The organism is Pollutibacter soli, from assembly GCA_029269725.1.
GTDB classification, from domain to species: Bacteria; Bacteroidota; Bacteroidia; order Chitinophagales; family Chitinophagaceae; genus Pollutibacter; species Pollutibacter soli.
Window position 1 is genome coordinate 67,787 of sequence record JARJHS010000006.1, and the last position, 12,803, is coordinate 80,589.

At 40.8% G+C, this 12,803-nt stretch carries 9 protein-coding genes; 6 read left to right on the top strand and 3 right to left on the bottom strand.

The features are described 5' to 3' along the window. Positions 1-36: 36 nt before the first annotated feature. Positions 37-1,989, bottom strand: coding sequence for a T9SS type A sorting domain-containing protein (locus P2W82_RS15480; protein WP_336516818.1), 1,953 nt, complete (start codon positions 1,987-1,989; stop codon positions 37-39). Positions 1,990-2,530: 541 nt separating this feature from the next. Between P2W82_RS15480 and P2W82_RS15485 the strand changes: the two genes are divergently transcribed. The 3 genes from P2W82_RS15485 to P2W82_RS15495 all read left to right on the top strand — a co-directional run bounded on the left by P2W82_RS15485 (position 2,531) and on the right by P2W82_RS15495 (position 8,156). Continuing rightward, positions 2,531-3,535: a 3',5'-cyclic-nucleotide phosphodiesterase gene (locus tag P2W82_RS15485; protein ID WP_336516819.1), complete on the top strand. Its 1,005-nt coding sequence runs from the start codon at positions 2,531-2,533 to the stop codon at positions 3,533-3,535. 111 nt (positions 3,536-3,646) lie between these two features. Further along, positions 3,647-4,240 (top strand): hypothetical protein, encoded by a 594-nt coding sequence (locus tag P2W82_RS15490; RefSeq protein ID WP_336516820.1) that lies wholly within the window; start codon positions 3,647-3,649, stop codon positions 4,238-4,240. 112 nt (positions 4,241-4,352) lie between these two features. Next, complete coding sequence (locus P2W82_RS15495; protein ID WP_336516821.1) at positions 4,353-8,156, top strand: AsmA family protein; 3,804 nt, start codon at positions 4,353-4,355, stop codon at positions 8,154-8,156. Between the two features lie 146 nt (positions 8,157-8,302). Here the strand turns inward: P2W82_RS15495 and P2W82_RS15500 are convergent, their stop codons facing one another. Next, positions 8,303-9,736, bottom strand: coding sequence for a hypothetical protein (locus P2W82_RS15500; protein ID WP_336516822.1), 1,434 nt, complete (start codon positions 9,734-9,736; stop codon positions 8,303-8,305). A 139-nt stretch (positions 9,737-9,875) separates the two neighbouring features. On the opposite strand from P2W82_RS15500, the gene P2W82_RS15505 reads away from it, so the two are divergent. The 3 genes from P2W82_RS15505 to P2W82_RS15515 all read left to right on the top strand — a co-directional run bounded on the left by P2W82_RS15505 (position 9,876) and on the right by P2W82_RS15515 (position 11,623). Further along, on the top strand, positions 9,876-10,325 hold the full coding sequence (locus P2W82_RS15505; protein ID WP_336516823.1) for a hypothetical protein: 450 nt from the start codon (positions 9,876-9,878) through the stop codon (positions 10,323-10,325). Between the two features lie 4 nt (positions 10,326-10,329). Further along, entirely contained in the window at positions 10,330-10,821 is a 492-nt protein-coding gene (locus P2W82_RS15510; protein ID WP_336516824.1) for a hypothetical protein, read from the top strand. Positions 10,822-11,023: 202 nt separating this feature from the next. Beyond that, positions 11,024-11,623: a porin family protein gene (locus P2W82_RS15515; protein WP_336516825.1), complete on the top strand. Its 600-nt coding sequence runs from the start codon at positions 11,024-11,026 to the stop codon at positions 11,621-11,623. A 272-nt stretch (positions 11,624-11,895) separates the two neighbouring features. Here the strand turns inward: P2W82_RS15515 and P2W82_RS15520 are convergent, their stop codons facing one another. Further along, complete coding sequence (locus P2W82_RS15520) at positions 11,896-12,594, bottom strand: Crp/Fnr family transcriptional regulator (RefSeq protein WP_336516826.1); 699 nt, start codon at positions 12,592-12,594, stop codon at positions 11,896-11,898. Between the last annotated feature and the right edge of the window lie 209 nt (positions 12,595-12,803).

A 12,803-nucleotide genomic window follows, 5' to 3' on the forward strand; every position in this document is an offset into this window, starting at 1 on the left:
CCAATGGCCACCCCTTCGATAGGTAAGCAAATCAGGTTATTTAAGAATCAGGAATTTTTCACTGAACGTTTTTTCGCCTACGGAAATCCGTAGCATATAATATCCGTTTTTCAGATTTTTTACATCTGAGATTTTGACCTGGTTGGTTCCTTTGTTCAGAGTGAATGCATTTGAAACAATCAGTTTACCAGCCGCATCAAAAATGGACCATTGTGCTTTACTATGCGCTTCCGCATCCAGCACCAGGTTCAATTGATCCTTCACCGGATTTGGTGAAATATGGAGACCTGTTGCTAATGTGGTTGAAGCAAGTGCAACACGAATTATTCCTGAAAATTCGGACTGGCCATTTATTGCAGTCACGCGTAAACGATAGTATACAAAATTACCGCCGATGTTGCTGACATCATCTTTATGTACATATTGCAATCCTGCCAAAGGATCAGCTTCAATGATGCTTCCGGTTGGAGCGAAATGCTGTCCATCCGTACTTCTTTCAATAATAAATCCTTTAACTCCTTCTTTTTTCACGAGGTCCCATTTAAGCATAGCGTAAGCGCCGTCTCTTTTACCACGGAAGTTGATGATATTGTCATCAAGAATAGAACAGTTAGGATCGAAATTGATTTGAATAGTATCCTGAGTATAAATGGGGCATACAGACATTAAGCGTTGTGAAACAATATAAGTACCGGGAGCGTTCGCATATGCTACGCCGCTAGACTGGCTAACGATATTTCCATTCGTGGTTGTCCAGTTATAAATCGAATTGGGGTTTGGATTGGTGACCACCAGTTCACTAACACCATAAACTCCGCAATAGAAATTAAAATCAGTTGCCGCACTGACAGAATCCGGTTTAAACATATCAAAAGGTCCGACAAAATCTTTCAGAGATGAAGTAAATGAATTTGAAGTTCTAGTTTTTGTCATCACTTTCCGGAATGGTTTTCCACAGATACTTCCACCCATAAGCGTAACAGGATCCAAACCTAGTTTTGTCAGGTTTACGGAAAATTCCATGTACTGCTTTGCTATATAAGTAGCAGGCATTCCGTTGGCTCCTAACACCAATCCAAACGGACCGGGCCAGGTATTGAGTGCCGATGAAAGTCCGGTATAGAAATCACCGGCAGTTTTGGGAAGAATATTTGCATAACCGAATTGAACACCATTGGCTGCTCCGTCAAAAAGACCACCCCAGGAAAATCCTGCAGGTGTGATGCTGAGAGATGCCCTGTCGATCCAGATCCTGGCCTCTAATAATTGTAATCCGGATGTTCCAAACTCTGCAGTGAAAATGATGTCACCGGGTTGTGTTACCTGCCCGGCAGCATTAAATTTCCAGCTGGTATGTCCTGCATCAGGACCATAACCGGTGAACCGGAGATTCGGACGATCGTAAGTAATGTCCGTCTGGTACATCTCGAAATCGAAATATCGGTCACCGGTTACATTTTCAATAGATACACCGCCAAAGAGCCATAAAGAATCCGTGGGATTCACACCGGCTCTTCTTACGTGCATCATCATATCCAGGATTTCATTTTTATCAGGAACCGATTGAGCTACAGGGGTGGTCCAATCCACGGGGCTCATTCCATTTTTACTCGCTCCGTTTGCAAACATGGTTGAATCCATTCCGTGAAAGTCCCTGGTAAATAATGCATCCACAAGCAATCTGCCGCTCACAACAGTGTACTCGGGAAATCGCATTCTTTTGGTGAAGGGCAACTTTCTGAAATTGATATCAGTTGCGTAGCGTGCCATAATGGCTGCCGCTCCTGTTGTGTCTATGATAAATGTGCCGGAACCGGGCAATGTGCCCTGTAAGAACCAATCATCACTGGAGGTAGTTGAACTGTACAAAACATTAGCTCGCAATTCAGCATCAACTCCAAAATTAGCTCTGACAACAGGAGTGGTGATCTGAGCAAAGACTACCGAATGAAATAGCATCAATACGATAGTCAATAGTTTAGGTTTCATAAGGATCGAATTTCTCTGTTCGGAATACGGTATGGGGGCAAAATACCCATTTCCCAAAGTATAACGAAACCCCATTCTTTTTATTCGATAAAAAGACCAAAAACGACGACCAATATTGAGTTTCAGTATGTTTTCATTCTTTTTAATTGACCAATCCGAAATACACGGTTACAAGTACCTGATTTTCAGCAACGGAATTTTACTATGAAACTTGAGGGTTTTTGACTGATCTTTTCAGTGAAATCTGCAACCGCGGGCAATGATCTGAAGAAGAAATCCGATGAAGATTTATTCAGTTGAAATCAAAAAAAAAGGGAATTCACAAGAAGCAGTGAATCCCTTTTATACTATAGCAAAACAACTGAGTTAAAGTAAGTTGGGTCTTACAATTAATGTCGCTGTCTTGATGATCTTTTTTAGCCTGATCGAATGTTAACCATTCCCAGGTATTCATGAAGTTAGTACATTGCCCGGAACTTTTTACTTCAATATTTCTTTTTTTTATTTTTCACGGTTAACAGAATAAGAAAGCAGATTGAAAATGAAAAAATCAACTCAATGGTTCCGCCACTTCATCGCACAGTCTTGCCGTTTCTCTTTCCTGTTTCTGTTGTCGTTTCCCGTTCTTTCAGTTGCACTATATGCACAGAATTCAAAGCCCGTATTTACTGTTATTCCTTTGGGAGTGAAAGGGGGCGGCGACGAAAGCAATCTTTCCAGTTACCTTGTTGCGCCAGCAGGTGATTCTAATTTTATCTGCCTGGATGCCGGAACGGTTCGCGCCGGAATTCAATATGCGATAAAGAAAGGAATATTTAAAGCAACCCCGGATTATGTTCTGCAAAACAGTATACGCGCCTATTTTATTTCACATCCGCATCTTGATCACCTGGCGGGTTTGGTAATCAATTCACCGGACGATAACAGCAAACCGATTTACGGTCTTTCATTTTGCCTGAGTACCCTTGCTGATAAATATTTCAGCTGGAAGAGCTGGGCTAATTTCACTGACCGGGGTGAATCGCCCCAATTGAAAAAATATACACTGCAGGAAATGACCATTGGGGATTTTTACAAGATCGATAAAACATCCATGCAGGTTGCGGCTTTCCCGTTAAGTCATTCCACTCCACAGGAGAGCACCGCTTTCCTGGTAAAACACGATGACGGTTACCTGTTGTATCTCGGAGACACGGGTGCTGATTCGATAGAAAAAAGTACCCGACTGTCTGATCTCTGGAAAACCGTCGGGCCACTGGTAGCCAGCAAACAATTGAAAGCTGTTTTTATTGAAGTATCCTTTTCGAACGATCAGAAAACAGAGCAGCTTTTTGGGCATTTGACTCCGGACCTGCTGATGAAGGAACTCACCCGCCTGGCAGATTTCAGCGGCGGGAATGCATTTCTCAAACATCTTCCTGTTGTTATCACACATCAGAAACCCGGTGGTGATCGTGAAAGAAAAATCAAGGCCGAATTACACAGGGCCAATACCTCCGGAGTCCGGCTCATTTTTCCCGAACAGGCTTCCCCTATTCAACTCTGAAAATGCCCGTTGCTGAGTTACTGACGTTTCATGTCAACATCAGAATAAAGAAATAATCTGTTGAAACTGTACGGGAATTACTGACATTTACAATGCCAAAACATGCATGCCATGAAACAGTTAACTACCTGCCTCGCATTTCAGCTTTTTGTACTTGCAGCCTGTTCACAATCGAACATACCATCTGCCGATGTCCAGATCAAATCTGCGTTACTGGCTGCGCCAGCGGAAAAAAGGGATAGTGCTACAGTATATGGATATGGTTCCAACGGTGAATGGATGCTGCTGCGAAAGGGCTCCAATGAAATAATTTGTGTCGCTGATGATCCTCAACAAGCAGGCTTTTCAGTGGCAGCATACCATGTAGATCTGCAGCCGTTTATGGAAAGAGGACGGGAATTGCGGAAAGAAAAAAAGAGTGGAAATGAAATTTTTGATATCAGGGAGAAAGAAACAAAAGAAGGAAAACTGAAAATGCCCAAACAGTCTGCAACCTTATTTGTGTTCAGCGCAAAAGATGAAGAATTCAATAAACAAACCGGTGAAGTACAAAATGGTTACCTCCGTTATGTTGTATATATCCCCTACGCCACTGCCGCGTCAACGGGCCTTCCTCTAAAACCGGAAAAACCAGGAATGCCATGGATTATGAATCCCGGAACGCATGGTGCACATATAATGATCAGTCCGCCTAAAGCGCAGTAAGGATGCAATAATCAGATTTTGTTTTTTGGTTATATTTGAATCTTACACATATGACCCGTTTTCAATTCCCGAAATAAGACGGCGGTGATGATCTGGGTGTTGTGAAGTATTCATGAAGCTTTCAGCAAAACAAAAAAAATGGATTAAGCGCATCGGCATATTACTGGCGATTCGCATCATCATCGGAGGCCTGATATATTATGCAATCGTTTATCGCTTCAGAGATATTATCCAGCTCGCGCTGAATATCGAAACTAAAAGCGCTTATCAGTTTGATGCTGGTGATATAGATGTTCAACTTTTTAAGGGCAGGTTGTTCATGAAAAATGCATCACTGCAATTCAGGGACAGCAGCAACCATATTACTCATCACGACATTAAAATACCCGAAGTATTGCTGGAGATCGAATCATTTAAAGATCTGATCTTTCACAAGAAACTTCGCATTAAGGAACTGACAATAACAAAACCAAGCCTGGCGACTACCGCTTTTATAAAACATAAAAGCAGTTCAAAGCAAGTCACACTTCATGCAAGCAATGTTATCAGCAGTCTGAAAAAAATGACGAGTCGTCTCAACATTGAAAAATTTTCTCTGGAGGACGGCTCATTTTCCTATAGAACACAGGACACCACTCCTCCCCTGCATGGCAGTCACATCAGTATAAGCCTTAGAGAATTTGCAGGACAGCGGGTGGCGGACGGCGAAAAATCTCTCAGTCCAAAAGAGCTTACCATTTCAATAAAAAACCAGCAATGGACAATGCCTGACGGTAAGCACCATATCAGTTTTAAAAATTTGCTTTTGTCCATTGAAGATGAAATTCTCGGAATAGATTCCCTGACTGTTGCGGTTAAAAAAGGCGATACTACCGATTTAAAATTTTTCACCGAGAAAATTGTTATGAAATCTGCTTCTCTGTTGCCATCACTAGAAGAAAATGGCGTGTTGATCGACAGTGTACTTGTTGTGCATCCGGTGCTGAATATCGGTGGATCAAAAGAAAAACAGGAGAGACAGGTTCGCCTGAAAGACAGTACAAAGTATTTTCTTGACCACATGAATATAAAATACCTGGATATCATAGAAGGCCAGGTAGAATATACATCCAATAATGGATCGTTGGTTTCCACGGATAAAGCCAATGTGGAAATTTTCAATTTCAAACTTGATCCTAATTCAAAACCAAAATTGTCGACCGATAGTATTGCTTTAAGTCTTCATGACATTGAGTTTTTTTCAAAGGATAGTCTGTTCAAAATGACTGTAGGCCATTGCGGATTCAAAGGAGATCATCTCCATTTTGAAAAAGTAAGTTTCGGGCCTTCGGAGAAAAACAGGAATTTCAAGGGTTTGGTTTTTGCGGCTCCTGCAATACAATTAAAAAATATTGACCCCGGAGATCTTATTCAGAAAAGAATTACCGCCGCACAGGCGATCCTTATTCAGCCTTCCATTCAATACTATCGTGGTAAGGCGCAAAATAACGACAGTTCATCTGCATTGCGTTCAGATCATCATACTACAATGCTGGCGAATCTTCATAACATTATTGATGTGCCGGAATTTCATATGATGGATGGCATGCTCTCTATAATTAGTGAGAGACGACCGAATGAAAGAATTACAGCGACGCATATGAATGCATTTGTTTTATTGAATGACTTCACCGGTGGAGAAACCAAACAGGAAATGAAGTCTGCGATAAAAAGCTGGACCGCAGAGAAACTGGAGATGATGCTACCCGCAATACAGCTCGTTGTCAGGGGCCTAAGCTTCAACGGTGAGAAACAACATAGCGTATTCAAGAGCCTTGACCTCACATTAAGAAATGGGAGCTCTGTTAACGCCGAAAACATTGTGATGGACAGATTGGATGCAGATCAGCTTCTAAATCAAAAAAAAATTGATCTGGGCCTCATAAAACTAGGAACTGCAAAAGTAAAGCTGACGGCAACTGATAAAAAGTCAGAAAAAAATGAAGGCAGGAGACCGATGCCGTTCATTGTAGGACAAATAGCAGTAAATCAACTTGATCTTACTTCAGAAGGTAAGAATGATAAACACCTTTCACTTTCGGGAAGTGGCATTGATATAAAAAATCTGAACAACGAATCCGGTCATATTTCCTGGGAAAAAATTAATGGCGACCTCTTCGGTATACAGCAACAAAGCAAAACAGGAAACCTGACGATCGACAAAATTAATGTTGAACATGAAAAACTCACCCTGAGCAACCTGAACATAAAAAATGCAAGCGGCAACAACAGTACCAACATTGAAATCCCTTCTGTTGTTTTGACTACGCCGGTTTTCAGGAAAGGGAAACCTGCAGAAATTGAAAACTTTTCAGCCCCTTTTCTCCGGCTTGATATTGTAAAAAGGGACACCGGTGCAGGCGATCATTCAAAATCTTTAAATCTGCCGGAAGATATTACGCTCAAGAATATCCAGGTTTCGGATGCGGATATACGTTATGCTGATTATACCAGGGAAGATTCGATGAAGATAATGATGGCGGCATCTATGGAAATGGAAAGATTGAATATAACCAGGGGCCGCAGACCTGAAATACTGTTTTCACATTTTAAGATCAGTGGTAAAGATGCAGATATTGCGAAAGGACCGTTGCGCGCAGTAATACCACATATTAACCTGGTGCTGAACAATGCTGATATTTCCATTCTCGGCAATCACCATTTCAACATTATTGCCAATTCAAATATCAATTGGGCAGACGCCCGTGTATCATTTAAAAAATTGTCAAACGAAGTAAGCGTAAATGCTATTTCCGGGAACTTCGTGAATCCAAAGTACAGTTATCATACCGGGGAAAAGTTTGTGATCACACACCTGACAAAATACCTGCATTTCCAGGCTGACGATATCGTTTATACATACCCGGAAGGAACTGTCAAAGTGGAAGAAGTTTCCTGGAACCAACATGGATTTCATAAACTCAGGTTGAATAAGTTCAGTCTTACACCTTCAACAACCTGGGATGAGTGGCTGGCAAAATCCAAATGGCAGGCTGACTACATGACCCTGAAGGGAGATTCGGTGGTAATATCAGATCTTATTTTCAGGGAAACAAAAACCGACAGCTTGCTCAAGGTCGGAAAAATACTGGTGGCAGGTGCAGAGATGACTTTGAAAAAAGATAAACATAAACCTTTCAAACATGGAATTGATAAAGGCATGCCTACTGAATTGGTAGGCAAAATCCATTTCCCTTTGAAAGTTGATACCATTCAGGTAACGAACTCTGATATCATGATTACACAGATATCGGAAAAAACAGGCAAGGCCGGAGAAATTCCAATAAAAAACCTGAATGTCCTTTTAACGGGCGTATCAAATCAAAATGATTTTCAGTCCATAAAAATACTGGCCAATGCGGAGTTGCTGGACAATTATATCCGGAATCTGGAGTATTCAGAAAATTATAAGGATGTTGCTGCATTTTCCTTTTCAACAGGGATCTCACCGATGGTACTTCCTACATTCAATCCCGTCAGTATTCCTCTTGCGAATATTGCTGTGAAGAATGGACACTCTGATACTTTGTTTGCCAGCTGGAAGGGCAACAAATATGCTGCAGTAGGGAACATGAATTTTTACTATGCTAATCTCAAATTAAATCTTCTGAATAAAAAAGACCCGGAGAAAAAAACTTTGATCACAAGATTAGAAAATGGTCTGGCTAATCTGCTGATCAGGAATAGCAACCAGGGAACAACTTACATGATACTTTCAGAAAGAAATCAAGAGAAATTTTTTGTGACTTTCTGGGTTAAGTCACTGGTGTCCGGAATGATGACCACCGCGGGAATTAAAAAAGATCGTAAGTACAAAAAGACTTACAAACTGAAGAAGGAGGAGTGGAAGTTGGATTATCCGGAGTATCTGCAGTAAGTAGTAAGAAGGAACAGCCCGTTGTTCGTTGTTCGTTGTTCGTTGTTCGTTGAAACAGCCAGTTGTCTGTTTACAGTTTCGTTTTCCCACCTGTATTCAGTATTCTGTATTCCTTTCACATCGGTCTGCTGCCCGCTGCCTTGTGCCTACAGATTATACAAATAGGACACCATAAACCCGGCCTGGAAATGGGTTGCTTTCGTATCTACAGTTTCCCCTAACAAAAGATTTGATTCATCGGGATTATCGAAATTCATCACCTGTTCAAAACTATGGGAGAGGCCGTACGTAAGTAATGCTCCTGCACGAATATTCGAACGTTTAAATCTGAAATTCGAACCGAGTTGCATATGGTAACTGTTCCATCGCGAAGTAGCAGCAACAAATCCTCTTTTGTCTTCAAGACTTTTCAGATCCAGGTAGTTAAAATCAGTTCGGAAAGACAGGTATCCGACAATAGCTTCACGCAATTCATAACTGAAACCTATACCCGCATTCAACAGCGCTTTTCGTGCGTCCATATATCGTAGAACATCATACGCGTAGGTTGAGCTTACAGTATCCGGCCGTATGAAAGACTGATCTTTCGGCGCCAGCACATCATAGAGTTTAATTTTTCCGAAATATTCAGCAGAGAAGTACAGCATCCCCTTGCGGTGTTTCCAAGTATAACCGGCAGCGATACTCAATGGCATTTTCCAGGTTGATTTAAGATGTTCCTGTTGCGTACTTGCCAGCAGGTTTACGGTTACACCGGGGGAAAGTGTCAGATCATTTATCTGAATGTCGGAGGTTAGGGATCCTTTGCCAAAAATTTTTATAAGTGGAAGCGAAACCACCATTCCAAAATGATGATTGTTGTCGAACTCATAATTTGCGCCGAGTTTTATTCTTAAACCGCCGTTGGTCGCCATAGCTTCATAAAACTGTTCGACATTTACAACAGGCGGAAAGACTGTGCTGTCTGTAATATTTTCCAATACCCTTGATTGAGTGCGAAACAAAGTGTGCCTTCTGTATACTCTTCCCTCCAGACTCATACCGACTGAAAAGTTGGGTTTGAGTTTAATACCTGCACTTACCAAACCGGCTGTTTCCGAAGCAATTTCATTGTGCGTAAACTGACCTATAAACAATTCTGAACCCGGGCTATAGTAATTGTCAAGTGCATCCAGAACTTCTTCCTGTCTTTTACTCGTCTGGTACAGCATGACAGGTCTGTTGGTTATGGCATAAATAACAGTGATCGGTAATTTCCACTTCAGCGGTACAGTATGCGATGCTATCAAAGGTATTACTGAAAAACCGCTGGATTTAATATCAAAGCCGGTTCCTGCACCATCCTTGATATGCGTCATATTGTATTGGTAAACTGTTGCAGAAATACTCGCAGCATTTCTCCGGCTGTATGCCAATAACGCCGGGTTATAAAACACAACGCCGCTATCACCATTATATGAAACAACAGATCCAGGTGTGAAAAAAGCACCAGGACCATAGGCCGATGACCAATAGTTTGCATCCTGTGCTAAGCAGGTACAGGACAAGAACACGCATAGAAATACCAATGCAATCTTCATAACCCGAAGTAATTAGTGTGAACAGAATCTAAAATGCGAATTCATCTGACAGTGTGAAATTATTTTGTATCACACTTCGAAATAACCCATTTTATTTTACACACATGAAATAAAATCAGGATATTTAATTTAGTTTACTATGATAAACAAGATGTACACTAAACGTTTAACCGCAACCCTGCTTTTAATTTCTGTTTGCAGTTGTTCACCCAGCATTCAATACCTGGGCAAAGCTTACCCGACCACACAAAACGTAGAAGTATTTTTAGACACACACGACATTACCAGGCCATACACTGTGATGGGGAAGATTGACGGTCTGGCGGGCATTTTTAACAACTCATTCCCGGAAATACAGAATCGTATCGTTCAGGAAGCGAAGGCAAAAGGCGCAGACGCGGTTTTAATTTACAATATGGAAGAACGTGTTATACACACCAACACGAACACAAATACAAACATAAATATTACAGGTTCGACAGAGCATCGTCAATGGCTTGACAGAAATATATTCACCACTTCGACTACCAGTACTAATGATGTGACCCGGAATGTTTTGCACGCCGATTTTCTTAAATACAGACAATAAAAAAATGAAAAAAATTATTGTTCTTGTAACCGTTATGATTACTCTATTTGGCTGCAAAAATGGTCAGAAAGAAAAAGTTGCAGTAGAAGAGTCCGAGGCGCAAAAAGATTCGGCGGCAATCAGTGAAATGGTTACAGAGCCAGGATTTGAAGATTCCATATTTTCAGACGGAAGCAAACCTGCGCCCTGGGATAATGCCGGCATAAGCAATCCAAAAGCTATGGTTGATTTCATAAAAGTATTCCAGGGATGGGTTACACTTGATCAGAAAGACAGTATTGTGTCACACACAAGATTTCCTGCCGGTCAAATAAAATCCAAAGAAGATTTCGCAAAAAAATATGCAGAAATTTTTACACCTGAATACAAATCAGCAATCGCGAAACAAAACACGAGGCAGATTTTCAGAAATGCAAACGGTGCAATGATTGCCGGTGGAAAAATCTGGTTGATCCAGGATGGAAATCAATTTCTTGTTAGCGCAATCAACAAATAGATTACTTCATTCAATTGTTGATTATCTCCACAGTCTATTAAAAATCTGATTCAACAATTGATTATTGATTCCCATTCGAAATAATCTGATTAAGAATCTACTGTAGAAATTGTCGCGTTCGTTAACACGGGTACATGGGTAAAATATACCCGCTGGCATGATTATTTAAAAGGGTGTTGAGAAAAGCAAAACAATTTGTACAATGAAAAAGTCATTAATCGTATTAGCGTCATTTCTTGGTATAGCGTCTTTCTCTTATGCACAGGTGCATGTTCAGCCGGGTGTGAAAGCGGGCGTCAACGTATCAAATGTTCATGGAAATAATTTCGATTATAATCCAAGAACTTCATTTCATGCAGGTGGGCTTCTGCATATTCACCTCAACAAAACCTGGGCGATACAACCGGAATTGGTTTTTTCATCCCAGGGTTCAAAGTATTCAAATAATGGCATTGACTATCGCACAAAATTGGATTATTTGAATATCCCGGCATTGGTGCAGTTTATGACTGAATCGGGATTTCGTGTAGAAACCGGTCCACAATTAGGTTTTCTTTTATCTGCCCGTTCAAAAGCAAATGAAGGAGTAAACAATAAAGTGACTGATCAGTTCAGAAGTGCTGATTTATCATGGGCGCTGGGCGCTGGGTTTCTTTTCCCTTCCGGGTTTGGTATTGACGCCAGGTACAATTTTGGCATTACTGAAATTGCTCAAAATGCCTCAGCAAATCTGAGAAATAATGTATTCCAGGTAGGTTTATTTTATCAGTTTCCCGCGTTAAAGCATACGGACAGTAAATAAACAATTAACAGGCTAAGGCCGGCTATATATACCAGAAATAAGAAGCCACGATAATTTGTCGTGGCTTTTTGTGTTTTTCTCTGCAACTACATTAAAAAGATATTATTTGAACATTGCTTTTGAATAAAAACCATCGCAATATTCCCTCTGAATATTGCGGACTAACAGAAAAGCACAGCTGCTTTTCATTCCGGATTAAAAAAAAACGCCTGCCCGGGCAAAATCTGCCTGGTTCAATGAACTATAAATTCTTTATTGTTGAGAAATAATTCTCAGGCGGCCGCTATTTTTTTAAGGCCTTCAATATTGAAAAACTGGAATTGCTTTGCCCGGCAACGAACAAGTTGTTCCTGGCTGAACTGTGCAATTATTTTGGATACCTGCTCCTTGGTGGTCCCTGCAAAATTGGCCATATCCTGCCTGTTCACATGAACGCGGATAGCTGGTCCACCTTCGCGGTAATTGTAGGCTTCCGCAAGGTGCACTAGTATTTCGGCAACTTTTTCCTTTACGTTCAAATGAGCGATCTGCAACAATCTCTCTTCATTCTGACGGATCTCGTTCAGGTAAACAGAGCTTATTTCCTTCTGAAGCTGTTCGCTTTTGCGAAGCAGGGATTTAAAAAATTCCAGGTCCATAAAACAGATCCTGCAATCTTCTACTGCCGTGGCGGTGTAAGGATGTTTTGCTTTGGAAGAAATCGATCGGTGGCCCATCATTTTTCCCTGTCCGCAAAGACGAAGGATCAATGGTTTTCCTTTGATGCCGGTAATTTCCTGTTTGATAACGCCGGACTGAATAAAGTAAACACCTGATACAGGATCTCCCTGATTGAAGATGATTTCACCTTTTTTAAATTGGAATTGAGTCTTGTACTGATTGACAATAGGTAAGAGACTTTTGTCAAGTGAATTGATCAGGAGACAAGCCTTTACATTGCATGTCAGACAAGGGGTACTGATTTTGTTCATAGATATATGATTTCTATCAGGGTAACGGATTGGATATTAAACGAATTAATCTTTAAAAAAGATATATTCTGGGGATAAAATTTCGAAATCGTTCATAAAAACGGGGACTTAGCCGAAAAAATATTCGTAAATATTTAAAAATAATTTTAATACTTTGAATGGTCATACTTATGCCGTTAGGCCCCAAAAAATTGATAATTATCAAACTT